The organism is Roseibium sp., assembly GCF_051016195.1.
In the GTDB taxonomy this organism is placed as follows: Bacteria; Pseudomonadota; Alphaproteobacteria; order Rhizobiales; family Stappiaceae; genus Roseibium.
In genome coordinates, this window is record NZ_CP134616.1 from 5,490,052 (window position 1) to 5,516,340 (window position 26,289).

Annotated in this window: 27 protein-coding genes; 6 read left to right on the top strand and 21 right to left on the bottom strand. The window is 58.7% G+C overall.

The features are described from left to right. Positions 1–138: 138 nt before the first annotated feature. The 4 genes from RDA78_RS24980 to RDA78_RS24995 form a co-directional block, all read right to left on the bottom strand. A complete protein-coding gene (locus RDA78_RS24980; protein ID WP_434052465.1) occupies positions 139–1,116 on the bottom strand; it encodes a beta-ketoacyl-ACP synthase III in 978 nt (325 codons plus the stop codon). Further along, complete coding sequence (plsX, locus tag RDA78_RS24985) at positions 1,113–2,177, bottom strand: phosphate acyltransferase PlsX (protein ID WP_434052466.1); 1,065 nt, start codon at positions 2,175–2,177, stop codon at positions 1,113–1,115. Before plsX ends, RDA78_RS24980 begins: the two co-directional genes overlap by 4 nt. Positions 2,178–2,390: 213 nt before the next feature. Beyond that, a complete protein-coding gene (locus RDA78_RS24990) occupies positions 2,391–2,960 on the bottom strand; it encodes a YceD family protein (protein ID WP_434052467.1) in 570 nt (189 codons plus the stop codon). A 21-nt stretch (positions 2,961–2,981) separates the two neighbouring features. Continuing rightward, positions 2,982–3,530: a ubiquinol-cytochrome C chaperone family protein gene (locus RDA78_RS24995; RefSeq protein WP_434052468.1), complete on the bottom strand. Its 549-nt coding sequence runs from the start codon at positions 3,528–3,530 to the stop codon at positions 2,982–2,984. A 114-nt stretch (positions 3,531–3,644) separates the two neighbouring features. On the opposite strand from RDA78_RS24995, the gene RDA78_RS25000 reads away from it, so the two are divergent. The 3 genes from RDA78_RS25000 (at position 3,645) to RDA78_RS25010 (ending at position 6,406) form a co-directional block, all read left to right on the top strand. Then, positions 3,645–4,082 (top strand): outer membrane protein assembly factor BamE, encoded by a 438-nt coding sequence (locus RDA78_RS25000; protein WP_029062388.1) that lies wholly within the window; start codon positions 3,645–3,647, stop codon positions 4,080–4,082. Positions 4,083–4,462: 380 nt separating this feature from the next. Beyond that, complete coding sequence (locus tag RDA78_RS25005) at positions 4,463–5,422, top strand: UDP-glucuronic acid decarboxylase family protein (RefSeq protein WP_434052469.1); 960 nt, start codon at positions 4,463–4,465, stop codon at positions 5,420–5,422. Between the two features lie 6 nt (positions 5,423–5,428). Continuing rightward, positions 5,429–6,406 (top strand): glycosyltransferase, encoded by a 978-nt coding sequence (locus RDA78_RS25010; RefSeq protein ID WP_434052470.1) that lies wholly within the window; start codon positions 5,429–5,431, stop codon positions 6,404–6,406. Between the two features lie 100 nt (positions 6,407–6,506). Here RDA78_RS25010 and RDA78_RS25015 read toward each other — a convergent pair whose 3' ends face one another. The 16 genes from RDA78_RS25015 to RDA78_RS25090 all read right to left on the bottom strand — a co-directional run bounded on the left by RDA78_RS25015 (position 6,507) and on the right by RDA78_RS25090 (position 22,520). Then, positions 6,507–8,645 carry a sodium-translocating pyrophosphatase gene (locus tag RDA78_RS25015; RefSeq protein WP_434052471.1) on the bottom strand — a complete coding sequence of 713 codons (2,139 nt, stop codon included), beginning with the start codon at positions 8,643–8,645 and terminating at the stop codon, positions 6,507–6,509. Positions 8,646–8,863: 218 nt separating this feature from the next. Continuing rightward, on the bottom strand, positions 8,864–10,087 hold the full coding sequence (locus RDA78_RS25020; RefSeq protein WP_434052472.1) for an MFS transporter: 1,224 nt from the start codon (positions 10,085–10,087) through the stop codon (positions 8,864–8,866). Between the two features lie 119 nt (positions 10,088–10,206). Continuing rightward, positions 10,207–11,205 (bottom strand): thiamine-phosphate kinase, encoded by a 999-nt coding sequence (gene thiL, locus RDA78_RS25025; protein ID WP_434052473.1) that lies wholly within the window; start codon positions 11,203–11,205, stop codon positions 10,207–10,209. A gap of 1 nt (position 11,206) precedes the next feature. Continuing rightward, a complete protein-coding gene (gene nusB, locus RDA78_RS25030) occupies positions 11,207–11,725 on the bottom strand; it encodes a transcription antitermination factor NusB (protein WP_434052474.1) in 519 nt (172 codons plus the stop codon). Positions 11,726–11,730: 5 nt separating this feature from the next. Then, positions 11,731–12,180, bottom strand: a complete 450-nt coding sequence (gene ribH, locus RDA78_RS25035) for a 6,7-dimethyl-8-ribityllumazine synthase (protein WP_422039196.1) — start codon at positions 12,178–12,180, stop codon at positions 11,731–11,733. A 147-nt stretch (positions 12,181–12,327) separates the two neighbouring features. Beyond that, on the bottom strand, positions 12,328–12,939 hold the full coding sequence (locus tag RDA78_RS25040) for a riboflavin synthase (protein ID WP_434052475.1): 612 nt from the start codon (positions 12,937–12,939) through the stop codon (positions 12,328–12,330). A gap of 1 nt (position 12,940) precedes the next feature. Further along, complete coding sequence (ribD, locus tag RDA78_RS25045; protein ID WP_434052476.1) at positions 12,941–14,065, bottom strand: bifunctional diaminohydroxyphosphoribosylaminopyrimidine deaminase/5-amino-6-(5-phosphoribosylamino)uracil reductase RibD; 1,125 nt, start codon at positions 14,063–14,065, stop codon at positions 12,941–12,943. A 19-nt stretch (positions 14,066–14,084) separates the two neighbouring features. Next, positions 14,085–14,561, bottom strand: a complete 477-nt coding sequence (nrdR, locus tag RDA78_RS25050) for a transcriptional regulator NrdR (protein ID WP_434052477.1) — start codon at positions 14,559–14,561, stop codon at positions 14,085–14,087. A 26-nt stretch (positions 14,562–14,587) separates the two neighbouring features. Then, positions 14,588–15,895: a serine hydroxymethyltransferase gene (gene glyA, locus RDA78_RS25055; RefSeq protein ID WP_434052478.1), complete on the bottom strand. Its 1,308-nt coding sequence runs from the start codon at positions 15,893–15,895 to the stop codon at positions 14,588–14,590. A 217-nt stretch (positions 15,896–16,112) separates the two neighbouring features. Continuing rightward, entirely contained in the window at positions 16,113–16,340 is a 228-nt protein-coding gene (locus RDA78_RS25060) for a DUF6898 family protein (protein WP_434052479.1), read from the bottom strand. A gap of 175 nt (positions 16,341–16,515) precedes the next feature. Further along, on the bottom strand, positions 16,516–17,835 hold the full coding sequence (locus tag RDA78_RS25065) for a L,D-transpeptidase family protein (protein WP_434052480.1): 1,320 nt from the start codon (positions 17,833–17,835) through the stop codon (positions 16,516–16,518). 354 nt (positions 17,836–18,189) lie between these two features. Continuing rightward, complete coding sequence (gene ldtR / locus RDA78_RS25070; RefSeq protein WP_434052481.1) at positions 18,190–18,705, bottom strand: transcriptional regulator LdtR; 516 nt, start codon at positions 18,703–18,705, stop codon at positions 18,190–18,192. Positions 18,706–18,861: 156 nt separating this feature from the next. Then, positions 18,862–19,752 (bottom strand): 3-hydroxyisobutyrate dehydrogenase, encoded by an 891-nt coding sequence (mmsB, locus tag RDA78_RS25075; protein WP_434052482.1) that lies wholly within the window; start codon positions 19,750–19,752, stop codon positions 18,862–18,864. Positions 19,753–19,847: 95 nt separating this feature from the next. After that, positions 19,848–20,273: a DUF6163 family protein gene (locus tag RDA78_RS25080; RefSeq protein WP_434052483.1), complete on the bottom strand. Its 426-nt coding sequence runs from the start codon at positions 20,271–20,273 to the stop codon at positions 19,848–19,850. An 18-nt stretch (positions 20,274–20,291) separates the two neighbouring features. Further along, entirely contained in the window at positions 20,292–21,326 is a 1,035-nt protein-coding gene (locus RDA78_RS25085; RefSeq protein ID WP_434052484.1) for an enoyl-CoA hydratase/isomerase family protein, read from the bottom strand. Between the two features lie 54 nt (positions 21,327–21,380). After that, entirely contained in the window at positions 21,381–22,520 is a 1,140-nt protein-coding gene (locus tag RDA78_RS25090) for an isobutyryl-CoA dehydrogenase (RefSeq protein WP_434052485.1), read from the bottom strand. A 270-nt stretch (positions 22,521–22,790) separates the two neighbouring features. On the opposite strand from RDA78_RS25090, the gene hemB reads away from it, so the two are divergent. The 3 genes from hemB to RDA78_RS25105 all read left to right on the top strand — a co-directional run bounded on the left by hemB (position 22,791) and on the right by RDA78_RS25105 (position 25,663). Further along, positions 22,791–23,786 (top strand): porphobilinogen synthase, encoded by a 996-nt coding sequence (gene hemB / locus RDA78_RS25095; protein ID WP_434056207.1) that lies wholly within the window; start codon positions 22,791–22,793, stop codon positions 23,784–23,786. After that, positions 23,783–25,036, top strand: a complete 1,254-nt coding sequence (locus RDA78_RS25100) for a threonine ammonia-lyase (protein ID WP_434052486.1) — start codon at positions 23,783–23,785, stop codon at positions 25,034–25,036. Before hemB ends, RDA78_RS25100 begins: the two co-directional genes overlap by 4 nt. Before the next feature lie 108 nt (positions 25,037–25,144). Further along, positions 25,145–25,663, top strand: a complete 519-nt coding sequence (locus RDA78_RS25105; RefSeq protein ID WP_434052487.1) for an RDD family protein — start codon at positions 25,145–25,147, stop codon at positions 25,661–25,663. Positions 25,664–25,717: 54 nt separating this feature from the next. Here RDA78_RS25105 and RDA78_RS25110 read toward each other — a convergent pair whose 3' ends face one another. Further along, the gene (locus tag RDA78_RS25110; RefSeq protein ID WP_434052488.1) at positions 25,718–26,203 is read right to left on the bottom strand and encodes a TspO/MBR family protein; all 486 of its coding nucleotides are present in this window, start codon (positions 26,201–26,203) and stop codon (positions 25,718–25,720) included. Positions 26,204–26,289: the final 86 nt, after the last annotated feature.

The window sequence follows — 26,289 nt, forward strand, 5'->3', positions numbered from 1 at the left end:
CTCCACAAAGATGCCAGCGATCTGGCTGATTTTGCAATGGAACTCCAACGCAAGGCCCTACGGTATTGCCTCATGGCGGGCCGGTCAACCGGAACTCCGCCTCAAGATAATATTTGTCGGCAATGCAATTGTCGCCGATCACCAGCGCAGAAGAACCGATCCCCAGGTGAACCCGCCACCCATCGCTTCAAGCATGACCAGATCGTTGTTTCTGACACGTCCGTCTTTAATCGCCGTGTCGAGGGCTAGAGGAATGGAAGCTGCAGATGTGTTACCGTGCAACTGCACGGTGGTAACGACCTTCTCCGGAGCAATTCCGAGTTTCTTCGCACTCGCGTCGATAATGCGCTTGTTTGCCTGATGCGGCACGAACCAGTCCAGATCTTCCGATGTCAGTCCTGTTGCCGCATACGCGTCCTCGATGACATCGGTGATCATGCCCACCGCGTGCTTGAAGACCTCGCGCCCTTCCATGCGAAGATGCCCGACCGTCTGTGTCGATGACGGCCCGCCGTCGACAAAGAGCTTTTCCTTGTGCCTGCCGTCCGAACGCAGATGGCTGGTGAGAATCGCCCGGTCCGCATTGGTTCCCGTTCCCTCGGTTTTCTCAAGCACAACAGCACCGGCACCGTCACCGAACAACACGCAGGTGGTCCGGTCTTCCCAGTCCAGGATCCTAGAGAAGGTTTCCGCTCCGATCACCAGGCACCTTTCGGACATTCCGGCGCGAATGTAAGCGTCGGCTGTGGACATGGCATAGACAAAACCGGAGCAGACCGCGTGCACATCGAATGCGAAGCCGTGCGTGATGCCCAACCTTGCCTGAACCGTCACGGATGTTGCCGGAAACGTATTGTCAGGGGTCGCCGTTGCGAGGATGATCGTGTCAATCTCTTCCGCCTTGCGTCCCGCGCTTTCAAGCGCCCGCTTCGCCGCCTCCAGCGCGAGATCCGAGGTGACCTCTCCCTCGGCGGCAATGTGGCGTTGCCTGATGCCGGTCCGCTGAACGATCCACTCATCAGAGGTGTCGACCCGCTTTGCAAGGTCGTCATTGGTAACAACGTTGTCGGGCAGAAAACTGCCGCACCCGGTCACGGTCGAACGGACTACGCTCACAAATCACCTTCCGCTGTCGGCGCGGCTTCTGCGAAGCGGCCGCGATGGTAGTGCACAAGATCCTGTGCAATCTTGTGCGTCAACTCGTTTTTTACCATGTCATAGGCCAGATCAATCGCCGACGCATAGCCTTCGGCATCCGTGCCGCCATGGCTTTTGATCACAATTCCGTTCAGCCCGAGGAAAACGCCGCCGTTCACCTTGCGCGGGTCCATTTTCTCGCGCAGCAGATCAAAGGCGCCTTTGGCGAACAGATAGCCGATCTTCGACATAAAGGTTCGATTCATCGCTGAGCGCAAGTAACTGCCGATCTGCTTGGCCGTGCCCTCGGCGGTTTTCAGCGCGATATTGCCCGCAAAGCCCTCTGTCACGACCACATCGACCGTACCCTTGCCGAGGTCATCTCCCTCTACGAAACCTGCGTAGTCGAGCGAGCGAAGCGGTGTTTCCCGCAGGAGCCGGCCTGCGGTCCTGACTTCCTCGAGGCCCTTGACTTCCTCAACGCCGATGTTGAGCAGACCGACGCTCGGCCGCTGTACACCGAACAGGGCTCGTGCCATGGCGCCGCCGAGAATTGCGAAATCGATAAGCTGCTGAGCGTCCGCACCGATGGTCGCTCCCACATCCAGAACGACCGACTCGCCGCGGGTGGTCGGCCAGATCGCCGCGATGGCGGGACGTTCGATGTTTGCCATCGTCCGCAGACAGAACTTCGACATGGCCATCAATGCGCCCGTGTTGCCGGCGGAGACGGCAACGGAGGCATCCCCGGACTTCACGGCCTCAATGGAGCGCCACATGCTGGAGCGCCAGCGCCCCTGCCGCAGGGCCTGGCTCGGCTTCGTGTCCATGGCGATCGACACGTCGCAATGATGGAGAACCGAGGCGTCCCTTACCCTCGGATACTGCTCGAGCAGCGGACGAATGACAGTCTCATTTCCATAGAGCAGGAAGCGGATCTCCGGGTGACGAACAAGAGCAATCTCGGCACCGGGAATAACGACTTCGGCCCCGCTGTCGCCGCCCATGGCATCCAAGGAAATCGGAATTGTTTTCGCCATTCAGAAGGTCTTTTAACGTTTCACACAAAAGGACGGCACAGATCAGCGCGCCTACGGGTTCACGCCCTCTCCGAAGGGGCTGGAGTCGGGCGCGAACATAACGGTTTTGCCCGGAGTGACAACCGTTTTCCTGAACTCATTGCGAACTTACGCCCAAAACTTCCACGCATGACATTGCACGGATGCCCGTCACGCCCTATCGAACCCGCTATTTCAGTCTTCCGGCCTTGATTTTAAAGCCTCCAGAGCAGCAAAAGGCGAAGGTTCCGTCTCCGCGTCTTCCTGCACTTCGGTTTCTGCACTTCCGCCCTCGAACTCCACGCCTGGTCTGCGAGGAAATGGATCCAGTGAAAGTGCGAGTTCTTCGCAGATTACCGCCCCGAGATCCAGAACTCCATCGACCACGAGGTCGGGCGGGTCCAACGATTCGAGATCAATTTCAATTTCACCCTCATCGTTCAGACCCCGGATCTTCCTGGGTTTGCTCGTTGCCGGTTCGAACGTCCTGTCCACGTCCAGTGTGATATCGCTCTCGAAGGGCTCGAGCGTGACAACGCACGTCTGTGTGATCGATGCGCGGATCGGGCCGACAACCCGAACGCCCGCCTTGCGATAGGGTTTCAGCGTGAAGTCCGCCTCAAGGTTGCCAATGCTGACGAGATCATAGGTCCTGGCAATGGCGTTGAGGCCGGCAGCATCGGGGACAACGGTAATCGTTTCGTCCTTGTCGACGACCCGATTCGTGTTCACTTTGTAAGCGTATGGGAAAGTTTGGTCTGTCATCTTCGGGTTTCCGATGCCGGTTTACACCGGCAGGTCCTTGAAAGCCTCGGGGTCCGGCCAACTGAGCAGTCCTTGCATGAGCTCTCCGGTTGCTTGCGCTGACAATTCGTCCGCAGCTTCAAGCATATACCGGGCAAGCCGCATCTGCGCCATGGGCTCGGGACTGTCGGGGAAGAGATTGCGACCCAGTGCTCCGGCAAGTTCACTGGCATCCTTGCTGTCGATCGGCGGAATATAGACGTCCGCCCTGCCGTAGAAGGCTTCACCCATGACCTTGACCTTCTTCGGTACGCGCGTATCGCTTACACCCATTTCGCGAAGAGAGGCGTCCATATCCTGGAAGAACAGGTCGAAAACAGCCTGCGCAAACTCCGAAGCCTTTGCGCCCTCGCCCCGCATTCGCCTGAAATAAAGCACTGCGTGCAACACGATAAGATCAAATCTGCCATCGATCGTATCTGGAACCAGAAAGTCTGTATAAAACACGGGCTGCCGCGCTTGAGCCACGATTTCACAATAGACCTTGTGCTCAGCTTCAGTGGACCGGCGGCGAAACAGGCCGAATACCATGGCGGTCTCCATCAAACTCAGGTGTTGCCTTGTGCCCTATCCCACGATAGTGACTTTGCCAAGCAACGAAATACAATAGCGGCCGTAGTGGCCAGGCGAAACGGGACTTCTTAGATGAACTTCAAGGCGAGCGCCCTGATCCTTCCGCTTCTGGCGACCCTGCCACTCGGCGGTTGCTTCACCTCCACCTATACGCATGGCCATGTTGTCACGACGTCCATGCTCAACCAGGTGCAGGTGGGCTCTAGCCGGGAGCAGGTCGAATTGGTTCTAGGCTCGCCATCGACGACTTCAAGCCTGAGTGGGGACGCCTACTACTATATCTCACAGAAAACGGCCACCACGGCCTTTCTGGCTCCCGATATTGTGGAACAACGCGTCGTGGCGATCTACTTTGACGATGACGGGTTCGTACAGGATATCGGCAACTACACGCTCGAAGACGGCAAGATCGTGGATATCGTCACGCGCAAGACCCGTACAGGCGGTGCGGATTACGGCTTCCTGACGCAGATCCTGCGTGGCGCGACAAACCCGGGCCTCGGGCTGTAACGACCGCAGTGAAACTCGTTTCCTGATAAGGGCTGCCGGCTGCGCCTCACGGAAGTGGGGTCGTCAGCGGCAGCCGGTCCTGCAATCCAGCGAATCGAGTGTTTTCCTGATACCGCCAGCGGTGCCACTTCTGCTGCCATACCCTGCAAACCCCGACGAAACCGATTTCGCGGCACATCACCCATGTGCGGCTTGACGCGTCGCGCGACGCCGACCTTGTGAAGGCTCCCGATTTCGGAGTAAACCGCATGTGTTCAGGGAAATCAGGCCTGCGCTCGCACAACCCAGCGCGGAACGCGCATTTCCCTTAGCAGGTCCAACGGCCTCTTTCGGGTTTTGGGGCGAAGGCTGGATCACTGGCGGGGAACAAAACCCAACGCATGGGATTCCATTCCATGAAAGTTGCGAACAGGAAGAGAATTCTGGTCACGGGCGGCGCAGGTTTCCTGGGCTCGCATCTTTGCGAACGTCTTTTGGACGAAGGCGCGGATGTACTGTGCGTGGACAATCTTTACAGCGGCACCAGGGACAACATTTCCCATCTGCTGACAAACCCCCATTTCGAGTTTCAACGGCACGACGTCACGTTTCCGATCTATCTGGAAATCGATGAAATCTACAATCTTGCCTGCCCGGCCTCACCCGTTCACTACCAGCGCGACCCGGTCCAGACGACAAAAACGAGTGTTCATGGGTCGATCAACATGCTGGGTCTCGCCAAGCGCACCGGAGCACGCATCTTCCAGGCATCCACAAGCGAAATTTACGGAGACCCTGAGGTCCATCCGCAAACCGAGGATTACTGGGGCCGCGTCAATCCAATTGGTGTTCGCTCCTGCTACGATGAGGGCAAGCGCTGTGCGGAAACGCTCTTCTTCGACTACAACCGCCAGCACGGGCTGGAAATCAAGGTTGCCCGTATCTTCAACACCTACGGGCCGAGGATGCACCCCAATGACGGGCGCGTCGTCAGCAACTTCATTGTGCAGGCCCTGCAGGGCAAAGACATCACGATTTACGGCGACGGTCTTCAAACGCGCAGCTTCTGCTACGTCGACGACCTTATTGAGGGGATTGTCAGGCTGATGGCCTCTCCCGCGGATCTGACCGGGCCGATCAACCTCGGCAATCCTTCCGAGTTCACCATTCGCGAACTCGCCGAAGCGGTTCTGGAACTTGTTGGAGGTGGATCGAAACTTATCTACCGCCCGCTTCCCCATGACGATCCGAAACAAAGGCAGCCGGACATCTCGCTCGCAAGGACTGAGCTTGACTGGGTTCCCGAAATCCCTCTCAAAGTGGGATTGCAGAAGACCATCGCCTATTTCAGGGACCTGTGAGCCGTGATGATCCCAACCGACGTCCAAATCATTATCGTTACCCCGGTCTACGAAGACTTTGAGGCCAGCAGCCGCCTGTTCCAGGAGTTGCAGGCCGAACTCGGCGACCGCGTTTACATCATCGCGGTTGATGACGGTTCGGTAAAGCAACCGCTTGATACGTCCGGTCTCGATCTCGCGCGAGCACGGGGTACCGTGCTGAAGCTGCGACGCAATGTCGGCCACCAGAAGGCGATTGCAATCGGTGTCGGATACGTCGCAACGCATATCAGCGATAACCAGCTGGCGGTGGTAATGGATTCCGACGGTGAGGATCTGCCCTCATCCATCCCCAAACTGCTGAACGAACTGCAGAAGGACGATGTCGATGTGGTCGTCGCACGGCGCAAGAGCCGTTTCGAGACGATGAGATTCAAGACGTTCTACAAGATCTACAAGCGCCTGTTCCGCATCATTACCGGCAGAACGATCAGCTTCGGCAACTTCATGGCGATGAAGCCGAGGGGCCTCAAACGACTGGCAGCCATGCCGGAGCTTTCGATCCACGTGGCATCCGCGGTGCTCGCTTCAAAACTCCGAATAGCGACCTGCCCACAGGACCGCGGTCCACGCTACGCCGGCCAGTCGAAGATGAATTTCGTCAGCCTGGCCCTTCACGGCTTCAAAGGCATGATGGTTTTTGCCGAAGACGTCCTTGTGCGCGTCGGCATCGCTTCGGCGATCGTCGCGACGCTGTGCGTTGTGTTCGGATCGACCGCCGTTATCCTGAAGACAATCGGATACTCTACTCCCGGCTGGGCATCGGTTGTTCTCGGGATCATGATCCTCATGTTCCTGCAGACCGGTGTGCTCGCACTGATGACACTCATGCTGACCGGTGTGGTGCGAAGCGGAACTGTCACATCGGAACTCGACTATCAGGATTTCATCGAGGAAATCCTGGTCAGCCGGCAACTCTCCCAGCAGACCAAGATCGTTTCCTGAATCCAGCGGAAAAAAACGGCGGGCCTCCTCGGAGACCCGCCGGAACTTTCTTCTCTTCGAAACAGGTGTTCCCGCTCGTTGAACGCGCGGGAACTGGCCATCAATGTGCCAGGATTGCCAGAAGCAAGAGCGCCATGATGTTGGTGATCTTGATCATCGGGTTCACCGCCGGACCGGCCGTGTCCTTGTAGGGATCGCCAACCGTATCGCCCGTGACGGACGCCTTGTGAGCCTCGCCACCCTTCTCGTGGGTCACGCCGTCCTTGTCGGTAAAGCCGTCCTCAAAGGACTTCTTGGCATTGTCCCAAGCACCGCCGCCTGCCGTCATCGAGATGGCCACAAAGAGGCCGGTCACGATCACGCCGAGCAGCATGGCGCCGAGCGCCGCGAACGCATCCGCAGGCGTTGAAACCGCGCGAACGACGTAGAACACGACGATGGGCGACAGAACCGGCAGCAGCGAAGGTATGATCATTTCCCTGATCGCGGCCTTCGTGAGCATGTCGACAGCGCGCCCGTAGTCCGGACGTTCCGTGCCTTCCATGATGCCCGGCTTCTCCTTGAACTGACGGCGGACTTCCTCCACCACAGCGCCGGCAGCGCGGCCAACGGCTGTCATGGAAATACCACCGAAGAGATACGGCAGCAGGCCGCCGAACAAGAGGCCGGCAACGACATACGGGTTGGAGAGGGTGAACAGCGTGTCCACATTGATGCCCGCGAAGATCGAGCCTTCCTCAGCCGTGCTGGAGAAGTATTTCAGATCTTCCGTGTAGGCGGCGAACAGCACCAGTGCACCAAGGCCCGCAGAACCAATGGCGTAGCCCTTGGTCACGGCCTTGGTTGTGTTGCCCACGGCGTCAAGCGCATCCGTTGTCGTGCGCACTTCGGCCGGCAGATCCGCCATTTCAGCGATACCACCCGCGTTGTCGGTGACCGGTCCGAACGCGTCGAGCGCCACAACCATGCCAGCAAGGGCAAGCATCGTGGTTACGGCGATGGCGATCCCGAACAACCCGGCAAAGCTGTAGGTCACCAGGATGCCCGCGATAATGATGATCGCCGGGAGCGCTGTTGCTTCAAGCGAAACGGCGAGACCCTGGATCACGTTGGTACCGTGACCCGTGACGGAGGCCTGGGCGATGGACTTCACCGGGCGGTATTCCGTACCCGTGTAGTACTCCGTGACCCAGATAATGAGCCCCGTCACCAGCAGACCGGCAACACCGCACACGAACAGGTCGAAACCGGTGAAGGTCGTTCCGCCTGATGTGGTGAATTCGGTGCCCGATCCCAGCCAACCGAAGACGATCACGGCCAGGGCAACAGCCGACAGCACAGACGTCGCGATAAAGCCTTTGTAAAGCGCGCCCATGATCGAGTTGTTCTCGCCAAGCTTGACGAAGAAGGTCCCGATAATCGAGGTCACGACGCAGCTTGCACCGATCAGAAGCGGCAGCAACATGAGATCCGTGGCGTGTTCGCCGGTGAAGAAGATCGACGCAAGGACCATGGTTGCAACAACGGTCACAGCATAGGTCTCGAACAGATCGGCCGCCATGCCTGCACAGTCGCCGACATTGTCGCCGACGTTGTCGGCAATCGTGGCCGGGTTGCGCGGGTCATCCTCGGGAATACCGGCCTCGACCTTGCCGACCAGATCGCCGCCGACGTCAGCGCCCTTGGTGAAGATACCGCCGCCGAGACGCGCAAAGATCGAGATCAGGGAGGCACCGAAGCCCAATGAGACCAGGGCATCGATGACGGTGCGGTCCGTCGCCTCGTATCCCATCATGCCTGTCAGGATGGCGTAATAGACGGCAACACCCAACAGGGCCAGGCCCGCAACCAGAAGACCCGTGACGGCACCGGCCTTGAAGGCGATTTCCAGCCCGGCGCCAAGGCTCTGGCTGGCGGCCTGGGCCGTGCGCACATTGGCACGTACCGAAACCATCATGCCGATATAGCCGGCAGCTCCAGAAAGGATCGCCCCGATGGCAAAACCGATTGCCGCGGGTCCGGACAGCAGTAGCCAGACGAGCACGAAAACGACGGCGCCAACGATGGCGATGGTTGTGTATTGCCTGTTGAGGTAGGCACTGGCCCCTTCCTGAATCGCCCCGGCGATTTCCTGCATGCGGGCATTTCCCGCGTCCGCCGCCATGACGGACTGGATTGCCCACGCGCCATACGCAATGGACAAGAGGCCACAAACAACAATGATGACAAGCTCGATCATACTTCCTCCCAGAACTGCGGCGGAACCTTTTTATCAATGTTTTGGCCGCCAGATCGCACCCCACACAGATTCCTCAGCGAGAGGCGCGCACACGATAGCAACAAAGCGGAGCGTTTCGTCAAGCTCTCACATCGTTTAATTTCACTCTTCCGTTGGGATAAGATTTGCTGCAATGCAGTATTTTTGCTGCACCGACGAAGGAGATTCTGGAAGATACTTTAAACGGTTGTAACTGCTTTTCTTTCGGACTGAACCAGCCAAACCAGCAATCCGATACACAGCACAACGAACGGAAAGACGAGGACATTGACCGTTCCCCAGCCAAAAGCGTTGAGGAGCGCGCCGGAAGAAAACGATGCCGCGGCGACAAAACCGAAAACCAGAAAGTCGTTCGTGGCCTGCACCATGTTGCGTTCCTCGGGACGATAGGTATCGGTCAGCATGGCAGTTGCACCAATGAAGCCGAAGTTCCAGCCAAGCCCCAGCAATACGAGCGCGGTCCAGAAATGGGTCAGTTCAATGCCCATCAGCGCAACAATCGAACAGCCGGCCAGAAGACTGAGACCGATTGAAACGATCCGCTCCTTGCCGAAGCGTGCAATGAGACTGCCGGTGAAGAAACTGGGGCCGAACATCGCCAGGACGTGCCACTGGATGCCAAGTGCCGCGTCGGTTTCCGAAAGACCGCAGGCGATCATCGCAAGCGGCGTTGCCGTCATGACCAGGCTCATCAGCGCATAGGAGCAGATGCCGCAGGCCGCAGCGACGATGAACCGGGGCTGCATCATGATCACGCGAAGGGGACGCCCGCCCGATTGTTTCCTGTTTTGCACTGGAGGTTTGGGTATCCTGATGAAGGCAAGCAGAAAAAGTGACAAAAGCGCCAAGCCGGCTTGCGCAAGGTAAGTGCCCGCGAACATGATCGGCGCGAGCATGTCCTTTGTCGCGATTACCGTCTGGGGCCCGACGACACCTGCCAACACCCCCCCGGCAAGCACCCAGGAAATCGCCTTTGGTTTGAACGCGTCGCTCGCAGTGTCAGCGGCAGCGAACCTGTATTGCTGTACGAAGGCACCCGCGAATCCACCCATGGAACATGCCAGCGAGAACAACAGGAACTGGTCGCGGAAGACCGCGAACGAAGCAAGCAATCCGGAAAGCACTCCCAAGACCGCCGCTCCGGTGAACCCTGCCCTTCGACCGAACCTGCGCATGATCATCCCGGCCGGAATCGTCCCGAATGCGGTCCCCAGCACCATCGCGGAGACAGGAAGCGTTGCCAGCGACTTGTCCTGATCGAGCATCATGTATCCGACCAACGGACCCGTTGCGATCACGATTGAAGCCGAAGCCCCGCCAAGAGCCTGGGCCAGCGCAAGCAGAACGGCATTGCGTTTCGCAAGGCGATCATCAACAAAGTGCTCCGGCAGTGCGGTGGTCATGCTTCTGGTCTCGGGACTTGCCGGTTACGGCGTACGGCGAAAGAGGCTGAACGGGTAGCACGGTGCGGTCTTTGCGTAAAACACAAGCTTGCGGCATGCGTCAACATGGCCGCCGCTGCTCAGAAATGCGTGAACCCGCCTGCGCTTTGCCAATCGACACGCACTCCGTCCTCAAGGCAGGTTACATGGCCCCCGCCTTCCAAAACAGTTCCGATTGCCGTCACCGGACATCCGGCCGAGGCCGCGCCCTTTGTGAATGCCGTTGCCCGGGATGAAGGGACGGCCGCAAGGATTTCGTAGTCGTCGCCGCCATTCAGGCACGCAACATAGGTGCTGCGCGCGTTTGATCGCAGCCGTTTCAGGCCATTGGAGACGGGAACGCGCGCAAGATCGATCTCGATATCCACACCTGAAGCCATAGCCATGTGCGCGCTATCAGCGAAGAGACCATCCGAGACATCCATCGAAGCCGATGCGTATTCGGTCAAAAGCCTTGCCAAGGCCAGCCGCGGTCTGGGAAGCAGATACCTGTCGAGAAGATGTCTTTCGTCGCTGGCCGTCAGGCCGTTTTGCGCGGAAAATCCGCCGTCGAGACGTATCTTGAGGCCTGCGGCCGCATCGCCGACTGTTCCCGTGACAAAGAGGACATCGTCCGGGTTCGCACCCGATCGCCGAACTGTCCTGCCGGCCGGGACCTGACCGATTGCCGTAATGGAAACCTGCAACCCGTTGCCGGAGCGGATCGTGTCACCGCCAAGCAAATGAATATCAAATGCGGACTGGTCAGCTTTCAGACCGGCACAGAACCGCTCCAGCCAGCCCTCTGTCCAATCGGAGGGCAAGGCCAGTCCGAGCAGGTATCCGCGTGGCCGGGCTCCCTTTGCGGCAAGATCGGACAGGTTGACCCTGAGCGCCTTCGCCGCGATCGTTTCCGGCGCATCGTCCCTGAAAAAATGCACGTCGGACGCAAGCACGTCCTTTGTCAGAACCAGGTCGCATCCGTCCTCGGGAACGAACACCGCGGCGTCATCCGTGAGCCCGAGACTGCCGGGATCGCTTGCCAGCGGTGCGAAAAACTTCCTGATCAGTTCGAATTCGCCGGGACGGTCCTTCGACATGTCAGGACGCGCCGTCCGCCTTGCCGCTGTCGAGTTCCGCGTTGCGCAGTTCGTGTGCAAGCCGGTCCAGAACGCCGTTCACGAGACCCGGTTCATCGTCCTCGAAAAATGCTTTCGCGACATCGATGTACTCGGAAATGATCACCTTGGGCGGTACGTCCTTGCGGCGCAGCAGTTCGTAGGAGCCCGATCTCAGGATCGCGCGCAGAAGACTGTCGATCCGCTTGAGAGGCCAGCCTTCGGTCAGAGCCGTGTGGATATACGGATCCAGGAACTTCTGGTCCTCAACGACCCCGGCGACGATCTGCTTGAACCACTGCTCGTCGGCATCGCGGTACTGCGCACCGTCGATCTCCTTGCCGAGACGGAAGGTGGTGAACTCGCTGACAACGCTCGTCAGCGGCGCTCCGCCAACGTCCATCTGGTAAAGGGCCTGTACGGCGGCAAGCCGCGCAACGCCGCGCTTATTGGCCGGGCGTACAGTCTTTTCGGGTTGTTCCGGGTCGGCCTTGCCGGTCATTCTTTCTAAACTCCAAGGCGTTCGCGCAACGCAATCATGTCGAGAGCAGCCCGTGCCGCGGCACCACCCTTGTTCTTGTCCCCAACCTTCGCGCGCGCCCAGGCCTGTTCGTCATTTTCGACCGTCAGAATTCCGTTTCCGACAGCAAGATCCGCATCCACGATCAGGTCCATGATCACCCGGTTGGATTCATTTGCAACGATGTCGTAATGGGTTGTTTCCCCACGGATAACCACGCCCAAAAGGACGAAACCGTCATACAGCACGCCGTCATTTTCCATGGCCGTCATCGTCATGGAAAGCGCCGCGGGTATTTCCAGAACGCCAGGCACGGCGATGCGGTCGTAACTTGCACCGGCAGCCTCAATCTCCTTGATGGCTCCCTCGGCAAGCGCGTCGGCCAGGTCGTCATAGAACCTGGCTTCGATGATCAGCAGTTTCGATGCAGCGCTCATGGGTCAGTCTATCCTGTTTGGGGCGGCGACAGGAACCACGTCTGTCACTTTTTGTCCAGTCTCAATCGTGCAATGCAGCCAGAACCGGACGGCATCCTCCTGGCCGGAATAGCCAAGGAGCGTTCCTGCGATAGGTTGGAACGTCCCCTACCCGTTCTTTCCGAATTCCGCAAGTCGCGCGGCATAGCGGGCCATCATGTCAACTTCGAGATTGATCCCGTCGCCGACATGCCGGTCCGACCAGGTCGTGACTTCGAGCGTATGGGGGATCAGGAACACGGAGAACAGGCAGCCGTCGACCTCGTTTACGGTGAGCGATGTGCCATCAAGCGCGACAGAACCCTTTTTCGCGATGAAAGGCGCCGCGTCTTCGGGCACGTCGAACTGGAAGTAGACCGAATCCGGATGATCCTCTCGTTTCACGACGCGCGCAATCCCGTCCACGTGACCGAGAACAAGGTGTCCGCCCAACTCCGCTCCAAGTGTCAGCGACCGCTCCAGATTGAGTTTCTGACCTTCCTGCCAGTCGGACACCGTTGTCAGGGCGAGGGTTTCAGCAGCAGATTCCACCTCGAACCAGTTGCCGGCCGCTTCATTCGCCTTCCGCGTGACGGTGTGACAGACACCGGAACAGGAAATGGACGCTCCGATATCGAATGTCTGCGTGTCGTAGGACGTCCGGATTCGCGTCCGCTTTCCGGCAGGGATATCGGATATCGAGATGATTTCACCCATGTCGGTCACTATGCCGGTGAACATGTCAGCCTCCACGGCGTCTGAGATATATGAAGCGGTCCTGATCGAACGCGCCTGCGTCGACCCGTTCGAATTTGGGGTCTGAAAGCACATCTTCAAGCGACAGATCCCGCAAGGCGGGTATGCCGCCCTCACCGATCACCAGATCTCCGGTGACGACACACAGGTCGTCGACAAGATTTGCTTCCAGGAAGGAAGTCGCCATGCGCGCACCGCCCTCCACCATGACACGGGTGATCCCCCTTGTTGCAAGCGCGCTCAAAACGACCGAAGGTTCAATCGAACACGCCCCCGCAGGCACCCGGATCACGTTGACGCCTGCGGCTACCAGCAATTCGATCTTGTCCGGATCCGCATCGTTACCGCAAATGAGCCACACCGGAACATCGACGCAGGTGCGGACGAGCTTCGATTCGATTGGCAAGCGCGCGCACCTGTCCACGATCACGCGAACCGGAGAACGCGCTCCGAGCCCTGGCAAACGGCAGGTCAGCTGCGGATCATCGGCGAGCGCGGTTCCCGTTCCGACCAGGATGGCGTCGTATTCGGCGCGGAACCCGTGCACCTTGCGCATCGACAATGCACCGGAGATCTTGACCTGACCTTCGCCCGAGCGGCCGATAAATCCGTCCCTTGACACGGCAAGTTTCAGGAAAACGTGCGGCCGTTGCCTGAGTTGGCGAAGCGTGAAGCCGTGATAGAGATCTCTGACCTGCTTTTCTCGCACGCCAACGACGACATCGACACCCGCATCCTTCAGCATGTTCACGCCTCTGCCGGCGACACGCGGGTTCGGATCCAGCATCCCGATCACCACGCGCGAGACCCCCGCGTCGATGAGGGCCAGCGAGCAAGGTGGCGTGCGGCCGTAGTGGGAACAGGGCTCCAGCGTGACATAGCAGGTCGCTCCCCGCGCCCGTTCTCCGGCATTTTTGAGTGCATTCACCTCTGCATGAGCCATACCCGGCCGGGAGGTTACACCGCGCCCGACGAGGATCGGTCCAGCCGCCTCCTCACGCACGATGAGAGCTGCAACGGCGGGGTTCGGCCAGACGCGACCAAGTCCACGGCGGGCAAGACGTTCGGCCGCGGCCATGAACCGCGTATCGGTCGTGGTTTCAAAAGACATGTCAATCAAATCGCAAAGATCATTGGTCTTTTAGTGGCGCGTTCTCTGTTTCGCTGAGTTCGTCCAGGAGCGCTTCAAAATCTTTGGCTTCTCGGAAATTTCTGTAGACGGAGGCAAACCGGACATAGGCGACATCATCGATGCCCTTCAGACCCTCCATGACGTGATTGCCGATCGTCTCGGCGGTGATTTCGCTTTCTCCGGAACTCTCGAGCTGGCGCACGATTCCGCTGACCATGCGTTCGATGCGGTCGGGATCGACCGGACGCTTGCGCACTGCGATCTGAACGGAGCGCATCAGTTTCTCGCGGTCGAATGTCACGCGGCGTCCGGAGCGCTTGAGCACCATGAGTTCACGCAATTGAACCCGCTCAAACGTCGTGAAACGGCCACCGCAGGTGTTGCAGATCCTGCGGCGGCGAATGGTCGTGTTGTCCTCGGTCGGGCGGGAATCCTTAACCTGGGTTTCCTCGCCACCGCAAAACGGACATCTCATGTTTCAAAGCTCCTGAGCGAGCCGGATCATCCCCCGTAGATCGGGAACCGGGCTGTCAGTGCTTCTACCTTGGCTTTGACCGCAGCTTCAACCGCCGCGTTGCCCTCTTCACTGTTTGCGGTCTTCAAACCGTCCAACACTTCCGTGATCAGCGCGGCAACTTCCCTGAATTCGGCAACACCGAACCCGCGCGTGGTCGCCGCCGGCGTGCCAAGACGGATACCGGAGGTCACGAACGGCTTTTCCGGGTCGAACGGTATGCCGTTCTTGTTGCAGGTGATGTTGGCGCGCCCTAGCGCTTTTTCCGCAACCTTGCCGGTTGCGTTTTTCGGCCGAAGATCGACGAGCATGGAGTGGTTGTCGGTTCCACCGGAAACGATATCCAGCCCCTGCTCTTTCAAGGCTTCGGAAAGCGCCTTGGCGTTCTCGACAACGGCACGTGCATAGGCCTTGAATTCGGGCTGGAGCGCTTCCTTGAACGCGACGGCCTTTGCCGCGATGACATGCATCAGCGGACCGCCCTGTAGCCCCGGGAACACAGCCGAATTGACCTTCTTGGCGATCGCCTCGTCATTGGTGAGGATCAGGCCGCCGCGCGGACCGCGCAGGGACTTGTGAGTGGTGCTGGTCACAACATGAGCATGCGGTACCGGGGACGGATGCACACCGCCTGCGACAAGACCGGCAATATGGGCCATGTCCACCATAAGGTAAGCGCCGATGCTGTCCGCGATCTCACGGAATTTCTGCCAGTCCCAGAAACGGGAATAAGCGGTGCCGCCAGCGACGATCAACTTCGGCTTGTGTTCGTTTGCAAGGCGCTCGACTTCTTCCATGTCGAGACGATGGTCGCCTTCCCGCACGCCATAAGAAACGACGTTGAACCATTTGCCGGACATGTTCACCGGGGAACCGTGGGTCAGGTGCCCGCCGGAATTGAGGTCGAGCCCCATGAACGTATCGCCGGGCTGCAGAAGCGCGAGGAACACGGCCTGGTTCATCTGGCTTCCGGAATTTGGCTGGACGTTGGCAAACTGGCAACCGAACAGTTCCTTGGCGCGTTCAATCGCCAGCGTCTCGGCAACGTCCGCAAATTCACAACCGCCGTAGTAGCGCTTTCCCGGATAACCTTCTGCGTACTTGTTCGTGAAAATCGATCCCTGGGCTTCCAGAACCGCCCGCGACACGATGTTTTCCGATGCGATCAGCTCGATCTCGTGGCGCTGACGCCCAAGCTCCTGCTGAACGGTGCCGAAAATATCGGGATCGATTTCGGCAAGGGTACTTGTGAAGAAACCGGAATGAGACTGCCCGGAGCTTTCCATCAAAGACATCGCACTTTCCCTGTTTTGGTATGACGCGGGACCAGACTTTGGCCCTTCGCCCGTTGAGGCGATGCCAGGCCGCTTGGTCTTCTTGGCGCGAGGAAGTAACACAGCCCCCTTTCAGAACCAAGGGGCATACCGACGCGGCCAACTGGGAAAACGACAGAGGATCATGTCAAAACCGTTCACCTAAATGGCTTTTCAGCGTTCGACGGCAAAACACCGATCAGTACAGTGTCGGATCGGCCGACGGGCCATCACGTTCGGCAATCTGGCTGATCCGGCGTTTGAGCTTGCGGACCGCAAGGCGCTTCAGGTCTTCCTGCGCGGTATTCGCGGGACCGAATGTGGAGACTTCTATGCCGGTAGCAGCATCGATGGCGGTGACCTTGACCTGCCCACCGATCGGATGAAATTCGAGATAGATCTCGCCTGGCCGCGGTTCGCGACTCATCTGGCATCTCCCTGCTGCAGTTGTCTCCTAGAAGACATGAAACGCCGGCCTTATCAAGGCCGGCGTTTCATTCCCACGCATCAGATTTGCTCTGAGAACCTCGTGCGGTTTTCGAATTTGGACTTCGTTCGAAGCCGGCTGCAAAATGAGTCGAACTTCAGATTCAGGAAGGTGACTAGAGACGTGCTTGCGTTTCGGTGGCGAGAACACCGTCCCTGTTGTAGATATCGTCGCGGAAGTGCACGACGCCATCTGCATTGGCCCACGCGGTCACATAGGTCATGTAGAGCGGAATCGATTTTTTCAGTTTCACATCTTCACGCTCGCCTGTCCGGATAACCGAATCCACGCGCGTACGATCCCAGTCCGGTGTCGTCGACTGGAGCATCCAGGTCACAAGTTCGCGAACGTTCTGGACACGAACGCATCCGGAAGAGTGGAACCGCTGGCTTTCACCGAAAAGCGTTTTGGACGGCGTGTCGTGCAGGTAAACCTGGTGTTTGTTGTGGAAATTGATCCGGACCGAGCCGAGCGAATTTTCCGCGCCCGGGTCCTGGGTGAACCGGTACTGCGTCGCCTCGTCAGTGTTCCAGTCGATCTGCTGCCAGGCAAGTTCGTTGCCGCTCCAGTCGAAGATGCGGATGTTGTTCTTCGAAAGGTATTCCGGATCTTCCTTCATCTTGGGGATGAGATCCTTGCGGATGATCGAGACCGGAACCGTCCAGTAGGGATTGAAGTTCAGCTCGTAGATCTTGCTGTTCAGGATCGGCGTCTGCCGGTCGATCTTGCCGACCACCGCCGTGTGGCGCGAACGGACCCTGCCGTTTTCCACTGCTTCGATCTCCGCTGCGGGAATGTTCACCATCACGTAGCGATCGCCGAGGAACCCAGACATGGAGCGCATGCGCACGAGGTTGGTTTCGAGCTGGCCAAGCCTCACATGCGCCGGAACGTTGAGCGCCTGGACGGTGTCGTTACCCATGACGCCATCCGGGATCAGGCCGTGACGCAGCTGGAAACGGCGCAGGGCTGCTTCAACATAAGAGTCGAACGCGTCGGACAATCCGGCCTGCTGCTCCAGATCACCGGAACCAATCAAACGCCGGCGCAATTCAACGACGCGCGGATCCTTCGCCCCGATCCTGAGCGCCTTGCCGCCGCCTGTAACCGTACCCCAACCGCCGGCCTGCACGATGCGCTGATAGCGGTCGATCGCAACGGCGATATAGTCGGCTGTCTCGGGCGACAGGGTCGGCGCCGAGGAGTTCACCTCGGTGATGTTCTCCGTGGCGATATCGAAGTTGTCGGTCCACTCGACATTTTGCCGGTTCTGCTGCAGCGACTGCAGAGCCGTTTGTGCGGTTGCAGTGCCGTCATGTGCCAGCAAAGCGCCTATCCCAAGGGCACACACACCCAGGAATGTTTTCCCGGCACGCCACGCAGGAGAACCCGCTTTTCCGGACTGGCCGACCTTCATGTGCATCGCCAACTTCATTTGCAACGCCCTACGCCTTCAGATCTCGTGGTATTGAACCGGGCCAGTAAAACAGCTCCGGCTTCGTGTTCCAAAACAAATTTCTATCCGGCAGAGGTTAATAAATCGCTTGAATTTTTAACCATGCTGCTGCCGAGAGCGCTGCACAAAGCCATTCTTTTGTGACCACAAGATGTCACCGAAGAGCCGCAGAACACAAAATCCTGAAGATCCGAGTTCTTTTCAGATGAGCTGTGCCCAAACCACCGGATAAGAAGAAAAGGCTCGAAACAAAAGCCACAAATGCGTGAAGACCCAAAAACAAAAGCACCGCCCGGTTGGGCGGTGCTTTGTCATCTGGATATGCCGCTTAAATCAGAGCCGGTAAAGGATCTGGTCGGTCCAGAACCGCTCGAGACGGCGAAGAGACTTGTTGAGTGCAACAAAATCCTCGGCACCGATCTCGCCAACCTGTTCGACGGACAGAATGTGACGCTCATAAAGATCATTGACGATCGTGGCGACTTCCTGGCCCTTGTCGGTCAGGCTGACACGCACCGAACGTCGGTCCATGCGGGACCGCTGATGGTGAATGTAACCGGTCTCGACCAGTTTCTTCAGGTTATAGGACACGTTTGAGCCGAGGTAGTAGCCGCGTGTGCGCAGCTCACCGGCGGTCAGCTCCGCGTCGCCGATGTTAAACAGCAGCAATGCCTGCACGCTGTTGACATCGGAACGTCCCATACGGTCGAACTCATCCTTGATGACGTCCAGAAGACGCCGATGCAGTCTTTCGACAAGAGTCAGAGCTTCAAGGTAGAGTGGCTTGATTTCCACTTCGCCCGCTTCGCTCGGTGAAACAGCGTCGACTGCCCTACTTGCGGTGATCATGTGTTTGCGCCTCTTATAATACCTGTTGATGGGCGGATATTTTCCCGCCTTGTCACTCAATCTAGCCGAGTGTTTCTAAAATCCGCTTAAGAGACACACTGAATCGTTCGTTAACGTTTGAACCGCTTTTGAGCACCCTCTTTCATCTTTTGTTAATCACGACCCCCGCAGGAATTTCACGATACCCGAGAAGTCCTTAGCATCTTCCCCGGAGTTACAATACAGCGCATACAGCGCAGCAGCCTCGGCCCCGAGCGGCGTTGCCGCACCCGAGGAGTTCGAGGCTTCCTGAGCCAGTTTCAGATCCTTGAGCATCATCGCAGCGGCAAAGCCCGGCTCGTAATCCCGGTTCGCCGGAGACGACGGCAACGGACCGGGAACCGGACAATAGGACGTCAGCGACCAGCACTGGCCGGATGCGGTTGACGAGATGTCGAAAAGCTTCTGTGCATCCAGTCCGAGTTTTTCGGCGAGTACAAAAGCCTCGCTTACCGCGATCATGGAAATGCCGAGGATCATGTTGTTGCAGATCTTGGCAGCCTGACCGTTGCCCGCCCCACCGGCATGCACAATCGTCTTGCCCATGATGTCGAGAAATGGCTTGGCGGAGGCGAAAGCTTCTTCTGATCCGCCAACCATGAAGGTCAACGTGCCGGCCGTGGCACCGCCAACGCCACCTGAAACCGGCGCATCCACCATGGGCATGTTCTTTTCGGCTGCCACCGAAGAAACCGCACGTGCGCTGTCGACGTCGATCGTGGAGGAATCGATCAGGAGCGTGCCGGCTTTCGCATTGTCCAGAATGCCGCCTTCTCCCTGATAGATCTGGCGGACATGCTTTCCTGCAGGCAACATCGTGACAATGACGTCTGCCTCCGCGGCAAGGCCAGCGACACCATCCGCCTTTTCACCTCCGGCACTGACAAGTGCACTTACCGCCGCCTCCGAGAGATCAAATCCCAGAACCCTGTGCCCAGCCTTGACCTGATTGGCGGCCATCGGTCCGCCCATGTTTCCCAGACCGATGAAACCGATTGTGCTCGTCATGTTGTCTCTCCCAGATGAATTCCGCCTTCTTCCGGAATCGGTTGGGCGGAGTTCCTTATGATTTGAATCAGCTGATTTCCGTTCGCCTGCAGTCGTCACCCGGTTGTCGCGGCCGCGCGGTTTTCCTTGTGCATGAGATAGGCCAGCGCCGCATAGATCGCGATCGTGATCAGATAGAAGGTGATTTCGTATGGCCGGCGGCCATAGAGATCTGAAAAGGCGGTATGCATCAGGATCTGGCAGAAACATCTGAAAATCCACATCACCGTACCCCAGGAAACGGTCAGCCAGAGACCGGTCGCGGCGACCAGATCCAGCACCGCAAAGAAGACGGTCGCGCCCTGCAGGGCAATCGGCATGTCCCAGAAGAAATTGCCGTGCCATTCTACGATGCCGATGATGCGCGCCCAATAGATCACGCCGCCACCCATGAGGATCAGCGCGATGCAGCGCAGATAGAGTATCAGGATCGTGCTCCACGGGGGGCGGGCGTCAATCAGGTCCTGGAAGCTTGTGATCATGTGCGAAACGATAGCGCCTTAAAGAGGAAGATCTCCGTCAAACGGTTCTTCGAAATACGACGCCAGCCCGGTTCTGTCCACTTGTGCGAGCTGATTAGGGTTCCATTTCGGAGACTGGTCCTTGTCGACCACAACGGCACGGATGCCTTCAAAGAAATCCTCGCCCGTCAGGATTTGCGACACGATCCGGTATTCCAGCTTCATGCAATCGTTGAAACTTAAAGCCGCGCCGCGCCTCATCTGCTCGAACGCGATCAGGACGCTGGTCGGCGACTTTGCCCGGATTGCGTCGGCTGTCTTCCCGGCAAAAGCTTCGTCGGCTGCGTCAAGACGGTCGAGCACCTCTTCGACGGAAGAGGCCGAGAAGGCATGCTCGATCAGTTCGCCGTGCGGCTCCACGGGACCCGTTTCCGGAGACACCTGAAAACGTTCCAGAGTTGCGTCAACATCGTCTGTTGTTTCCAGCGCCGACTGAAGATCGGTCAGGCTCTCCTGCGAAATTGCATGCGTGAGGACCCCGAACGCGAGCGCATCCGCCTGTTTCAGCCTGCCCGCCGACAGCGCGCAATAAATTCCGGTCTTTTTCGGCATGCGCGGCAAAAAATATGTGCCGCCGACATCCGGGAAAAACCCGATCCCGGTCTCGGGCATCGAAAACAGCGTGTTTTCAGTGCCGATGCGATGACTTCCATGCACCGAAACGCCGACACCACCACCCATGACGATACCGTCGACCAGCGCGATGTACGGCTTGGGGTAGGCCTTGATGTAGGCGTTGAGGGTGTATTCGTCCCGGAAGAAGGTCTTCAGTCCAGCTGTTTCACCGGCGAGCCCGGCATCATAGATGCTGCGGATATCCCCTCCCGCGCAAAAGGCCTTGCCGCCTGCTCCCCGGATGACGACGTGCCGGACGTCCGGGTCATCCGCCCAGGTCTGAAGCTGCGCAGCAAGTGCTTTCACTTTGTCATGTGTCAGCGCATTGAGCGCCTTGGGCCTGTTCAGGGTCACGAACCCCGCCTTGCCGCGCACCTCGAACAGGATTTCGTCGTTCATTGCATTGCCTTGTGGAATGGGAGTCATTTCAAAGGGAAACGGGTAAGGCTTCACTCAGTCTTTCAAGAGATCGCGCGCAATGATCAGCCGCATGACTTCGTTTGTCCCTTCCAGGATCTGGTGCACCCTGACATCGCGGAAAAAACGTTCGATAGGATAGTCGCGGAGATAACCGTATCCGCCATGCAGCTGCAATGCCTCGTTAACGACCTTGAACCCGGTGTCGGTGGCAAGACGCTTGGCCATTGCTGCAAGCCTCGTCGCCTCATGGGACTTTGCGTCCACGGCCGCCGCGGCCTTGTGCAGAAGCAGCCTTGCGGCTTCGAGCTCCGTTGCCATGTCGGCTAGCCGGAATTGCAGTGCCTGAAAATCGGCAATCGGCCGGCCGAACTGCTTGCGCTCTTTCATGTAGGAAAGGGCATGGTCCAGACAGGCCTGCGCGGCACCCAGCGAACAGGCACCGATATTGAGCCGTCCGCCGTCCAGCGCGGACATGGCAATCTTGAAACCCTGCCCTTCTTCGCCGATCAGGTTCGATTTCGGAACCCGGCAATCCTGGAAATTGACCTGTGCTGTCGGCTGGCTCTTCCAGCCGAGTTTGATCTCGTTAGCACCGAAGCTGAGGCCGGGCGTTCCCTTTTCGACAAGCAGACAGGAAACGCCCGAGGGGCCTTCGCCGCCCGTACGGACCATAACGGCATAAAGGTCGCTCACCCCCCCGCCCGAAATGAAGGCCTTGGAACCGTTGAGAACGTAGTGATCGCCATCGTCCCGCGCGCTGGTGCGCAAGCTCGCCGCATCGGAGCCCGAACCGGGTTCGGTAAGACAGTAGCTCGTCAGCAGCTCCATCGTGCAGAGCCGCGGCAGAAATTTCTGGCGCAGGTCTTCAGAAGCGAAGGTGTCGATGATCCAGGCGACCATGTTGTGGATGGACAGGTAGGCTGCCGTGGACGTGCACCCCTTGGAGAGCTCTTCGAATATCAGCGCGGCATCAAGCCGTGCCAACGCCGAGCCGCCTACGTCTTCCTTCACGTATATGCCGCCAAATCCCAATTCGGCCGCCTTGCGCAGTGTCGGGATCGGAAAGATGCTTTCCTCGTCCCATTCCTTCGCAAAAGGCGCAAGCTCGTCCCTTGAGAAACTGGCCGCCATATCCTGAAAAGCGCGCTGATCTTCGTTCGGTGCAAAGTCCACGTCGTTCCTCCCAACAGAGCTTCACCCGAAAAAGGTGACAGCCGTCCGTGTTCGCGTTGCGGCTGCAGCACTAAACCATATTTGACGCGAACGTCAAACAATCTCTTTTTCTTTATTATTTTCAGTTGTTTTACAGAATGTTGGAATGCGTCAATCTGCGTGATAGATTGCGCTCTGACATCCGGCACACTGTGCACCATCTTTCCAAAACCTGAGTCCAAACCCGCCATGCCGTCCAAAAAGCCGCTCCCTCAGATCACGCCAGACCATATGGACACGCTCCTGGCCGGCACACGTATGCGGCGCAACCGGCAGACTGACTGGTCCCGGCGCCTCGTGCGCGAAAACACGCTGACGGCGGACGATCTCATCTGGCCGATCTTCCTTGTGGATGGAGACAATGTCAGGCAACCCGTGCCTTCGATGCCGGACGTGGTCCGTCTTTCCGTGGACGAAGCCGTGCGCGAAGCAACCCGTGCGGCGGAACTCGGCATTCCGGCTCTTGCCCTGTTTCCTTACACGGATCCGGACCTGCGTGATGACACAGGCAGCGAGGCGCTCAACGCGGAAAACCTCACCTGCCGCGCCCTGCGTGCCATCAAGGCGGAAGGGTTGAATGTCGGCCTGATGACAGATGTCGCACTCGATCCCTACACCAGCCATGGTCACGATGGCCTGATGGACGGCGATACGATCCTGAATGACGAGACCGTGGATCAGTTGTGCCGACAGGCTCTCGTGCAGGCCGAGGCCGGTTCGGATGTCATCGCGCCATCCGACATGATGGACGGGCGGATTGGAGCGATCCGCCAGGCGCTTGACAGTCAGGGCCATCGCGGCACCCAGATCATGGCCTATTCCGCTAAATATGCATCCGCGTTCTACGGCCCGTTCCGCGATGCCGTCGGGTCTTCGGGAACGCTCAAGGGCGACAAGCGCACCTACCAGATGGACCCAGCGAACACGGACGAAGCCCTGCGCGAAGCGGAGCTCGACATCACCGAGGGCGCGGACATGGTCATGGTCAAGCCGGGCCTGCCCTATCTCGACATCGTCCGGCGCATCAAGGATGAGTTCCAGGTCCCGACCTACGCCTACCAGGTGTCGGGAGAATACGCGATGATCAAAGCCGCCAGCGCCAATGGCTGGCTCGACGGCGACCGCGCGATGCTGGAGAGCCTGTTGGCGTTCAAGCGTGCGGGCGCGGACGGCATTTTGACCTATTTCGCGCCGAAGGTCGCCGCGATGCTGGCTGAGCGCAAATGACGTTTACGGGCAGTCAGCAAGATCACAAACAGATTTCTTTCGACAGCATCCAGGCGGCCGCAGACCTCATAAAGGGTGCGGTTCTCCAGACGCCGTGCCTGCCCGCACCGCGCCTGTCGCAGCTCACCGGCGCCGATGTATTCGTCAAATACGAGAACATGCAGGTGACGGGTGCGTTCAAGGAGCGGGGTGCCCTTGTCAAACTGTCCAGTCTGAGCCCCGACGAGAAGCGCCGCGGCGTGATTGCCGTGTCCGCCGGGAACCATGCACAGGGCGTTGCCTACCACGCCGGCCGCCTCGGCATACCGACGACCATCGTCATGCCGGTTCTGACGCCCTTCGTGAAAATCTCCGCCACACGCGGCTACGGCGCGGACGTGGTTCTGGCAGGCAACACACTTGCGGAAGCCAAGGAGGAGGCCGACCGGCTGGCGGCTGAAAAGGATCTGGTCTGGGTCCACCCCTATGACGATGCCCATGTCATCCACGGACAGGGCACGATCGCGATCGAAATGCTGGAGGCCCAACCCGATCTGGATGTGATCGTCGTCCCCGTCGGCGGCGGCGGGCTGATCGCCGGTATCGCGACAGCTGCCAAGGCGCTCAAGCCGACCATCGAAGCCATCGGTGTCGAAACGACGCTTTACCCGGGCATGTGGGGTGCCTTCTACGGCAAGGAGGTTGTCTGCGAAGGCGCGACCATCGCCGAAGGGATTGCGGTTCGCGACATCGGCGTTCTGACGACCGACGTCGTCAAAAGAATCGTCGACGATGTGGTTCTTGTGTCCGAAAGCAGCATCGAGCGGTCGATCAACGCCTATCTGACCTTGCAACGAACCATTGCCGAAGGCGCTGGAGCTGCCGGTCTGGCGGCGCTTCTTTCGGATCGTGAGCGCTTTGAAGGCAGAAAGGTCGGCCTTGTTCTGTGCGGCGGCAATATCGATCCGCGTCTTCTTTCCAAGATCGTTGTCCGTGAGCTGGCCCGCGACGGCAAACTCGTTTCCATAAGGATCGACACGCCCGACCGCCCCGGCACTCTCGGTGAAATCGCCACGGTGATCGGCGACATGCAAGGCAATGTCGTCGATGTCGAGCATCACAGGCTGTTCCTGAACGTGCCCGCAAAGGGTGCGACACTGGACGTTTCCTTCGAAGCCTTCGACCGCGACCACGGCGAGCGCATCGTCGCGGCGCTTCGAGAGCGCGGCTTTGTCGTCCGCTATCTGGAAATCGGCGAGCGCATGGGCTGATCCCAAGAGACACTCTCTCAGCGCTGCTTTCCAGTTCAGTCGCCCTGAATTTGCGTTTTGCCTCTCCAATGCCCACATGAAGCACATCACAATCCAAGGAGCTTCTTAATGTCCGCCGAGACTTCGACCGACCATGTCCGCGAAGACGTTTTTGATCCTGGCCTGCATCCGGAGCTTTTCTCCGGGGTGCGCAGCCGCCGGATCTTTGCGTTTTTCATCGACGTGATCGTGATCGCTCTCCTGACATTCGGAGCCGGCATCCTGGTGTTCTTCCTCGGCGTCTTCACACTTGGGCTCGGGTTCCTGCTCTACGCTATCCTGCCGGCTACGGTCGCCCTCCTTTATGTTGCCTTTACGCTCGGCGGGCCCCAGGCCTCGACGCTTGGAATGCGCGCCATGGGACTGGAAATGCGCCTTTGGTACGGCGCGAAACCGTACCCGCTGCTGGCAGCCGTTCATGCGCTGCTGTTCTGGTTCTCCGTCTCGCTGCTGACCCCGCTGGTCCTGCTGGTCTCGCTGTTCTCGGACCGCAAGCGTCTGCTCCACGACATGATCCTCGGCGTCGTTGTCGTTAACTCGGCGTATCATCAGCAATACGTGGATGTGCGCTTTCAGGCGACGCACTGAGAAAAACCGGCCCGGGTTGCCGGAAGTCAATCGCGCCTCTCGCCCTGATGCCAGTCAGTTCAGCAAAGCCAGCGAGAAATTGAGCACGCCCGCGAAACCGACCCAGGCTGCATAGGGACAAAACAGGAGCGCGGCGGTCCGATCCCGCTGCCACCTGTCCGCTATGAAGAAAATGATGGCCGCCAGCATTCCCAGCAGGATAACCAGCGCAAACCAAAGCTGGTGTAAGGCGAAAAAGACCGGTGACCACGCCCAGTTCAGCACCATCTGGGCAATCCAGAGCTTCATGGCGGCAGATCGCGGTGCTTGTCGGTAGGTGCGCCAGCCGGCAAGTGCGATAAACACGTAAAGCACGGTCCAGACCGGTCCGAAGATCCAGTTCGGCGGGTTGAACGGCGGCTTTTGAAGGTTCTGGTACCAGTCGCCCGGCGCCGATTGCATGCCGATGAAAATTCCCATCGCCAGAACGACAACGACAAAAGCTGCAAGGGTCGCGCTTGCGCCCGGAGTGTTCAGCTTCAATGGCGATTCTATCGGCATATCCCGCGGTGCTTTCCTGTTTTCCGAATCTCAGCCTTTCACGGTGCAGGCCCGATGGCCAGAGCCATCTGAGTGCCGCGGACAAA

Coding starts and splice junctions, on each gene's coding strand:
- RDA78_RS25000 (WP_029062388.1), top strand. CDS start 3,645: ATGAACTTCAAGGCGAGCGCCCTGATCCTTCCGCTTCTGGCGACCCTG.
- RDA78_RS25005 (WP_434052469.1), top strand. CDS start 4,463: ATGGGATTCCATTCCATGAAAGTTGCGAACAGGAAGAGAATTCTGGTC.
- RDA78_RS25065 (WP_434052480.1), bottom strand. CDS start 17,835: ATGAAGTTGGCGATGCACATGAAGGTCGGCCAGTCCGGAAAAGCGGGT.
- thiL (WP_434052473.1), bottom strand. CDS start 11,205: ATGTCGAAGGACCGTCCCGGCGAATTCGAACTGATCAGGAAGTTTTTC.
- RDA78_RS25015 (WP_434052471.1), bottom strand. CDS start 8,645: ATGATCGAGCTTGTCATCATTGTTGTTTGTGGCCTCTTGTCCATTGCG.
- nrdR (WP_434052477.1), bottom strand. CDS start 14,561: ATGAGATGTCCGTTTTGCGGTGGCGAGGAAACCCAGGTTAAGGATTCC.
- RDA78_RS25110 (WP_434052488.1), bottom strand. CDS start 26,203: ATGCCGATAGAATCGCCATTGAAGCTGAACACTCCGGGCGCAAGCGCG.
- RDA78_RS25060 (WP_434052479.1), bottom strand. CDS start 16,340: ATGAGTCGCGAACCGCGGCCAGGCGAGATCTATCTCGAATTTCATCCG.
- RDA78_RS25100 (WP_434052486.1), top strand. CDS start 23,783: ATGACGTTTACGGGCAGTCAGCAAGATCACAAACAGATTTCTTTCGAC.
- RDA78_RS24995 (WP_434052468.1), bottom strand. CDS start 3,530: ATGGTATTCGGCCTGTTTCGCCGCCGGTCCACTGAAGCTGAGCACAAG.
- RDA78_RS24990 (WP_434052467.1), bottom strand. CDS start 2,960: ATGACAGACCAAACTTTCCCATACGCTTACAAAGTGAACACGAATCGG.
- RDA78_RS25105 (WP_434052487.1), top strand. CDS start 25,145: ATGTCCGCCGAGACTTCGACCGACCATGTCCGCGAAGACGTTTTTGAT.
- RDA78_RS25010 (WP_434052470.1), top strand. CDS start 5,429: ATGATCCCAACCGACGTCCAAATCATTATCGTTACCCCGGTCTACGAA.
- ribH (WP_422039196.1), bottom strand. CDS start 12,180: ATGAGCGCTGCATCGAAACTGCTGATCATCGAAGCCAGGTTCTATGAC.
- glyA (WP_434052478.1), bottom strand. CDS start 15,895: ATGTCTTTGATGGAAAGCTCCGGGCAGTCTCATTCCGGTTTCTTCACA.
- RDA78_RS25085 (WP_434052484.1), bottom strand. CDS start 21,326: ATGAACGACGAAATCCTGTTCGAGGTGCGCGGCAAGGCGGGGTTCGTG.
- hemB (WP_434056207.1), top strand. CDS start 22,791: ATGGACACGCTCCTGGCCGGCACACGTATGCGGCGCAACCGGCAGACT.
- ldtR (WP_434052481.1), bottom strand. CDS start 18,705: ATGATCACCGCAAGTAGGGCAGTCGACGCTGTTTCACCGAGCGAAGCG.
- RDA78_RS25040 (WP_434052475.1), bottom strand. CDS start 12,939: ATGTTCACCGGCATAGTGACCGACATGGGTGAAATCATCTCGATATCC.
- RDA78_RS25080 (WP_434052483.1), bottom strand. CDS start 20,273: ATGATCACAAGCTTCCAGGACCTGATTGACGCCCGCCCCCCGTGGAGC.
- plsX (WP_434052466.1), bottom strand. CDS start 2,177: ATGGCGAAAACAATTCCGATTTCCTTGGATGCCATGGGCGGCGACAGC.
- RDA78_RS25020 (WP_434052472.1), bottom strand. CDS start 10,087: ATGACCACCGCACTGCCGGAGCACTTTGTTGATGATCGCCTTGCGAAA.
- ribD (WP_434052476.1), bottom strand. CDS start 14,065: ATGTCTTTTGAAACCACGACCGATACGCGGTTCATGGCCGCGGCCGAA.
- mmsB (WP_434052482.1), bottom strand. CDS start 19,752: ATGACGAGCACAATCGGTTTCATCGGTCTGGGAAACATGGGCGGACCG.
- nusB (WP_434052474.1), bottom strand. CDS start 11,725: ATGACCGGCAAGGCCGACCCGGAACAACCCGAAAAGACTGTACGCCCG.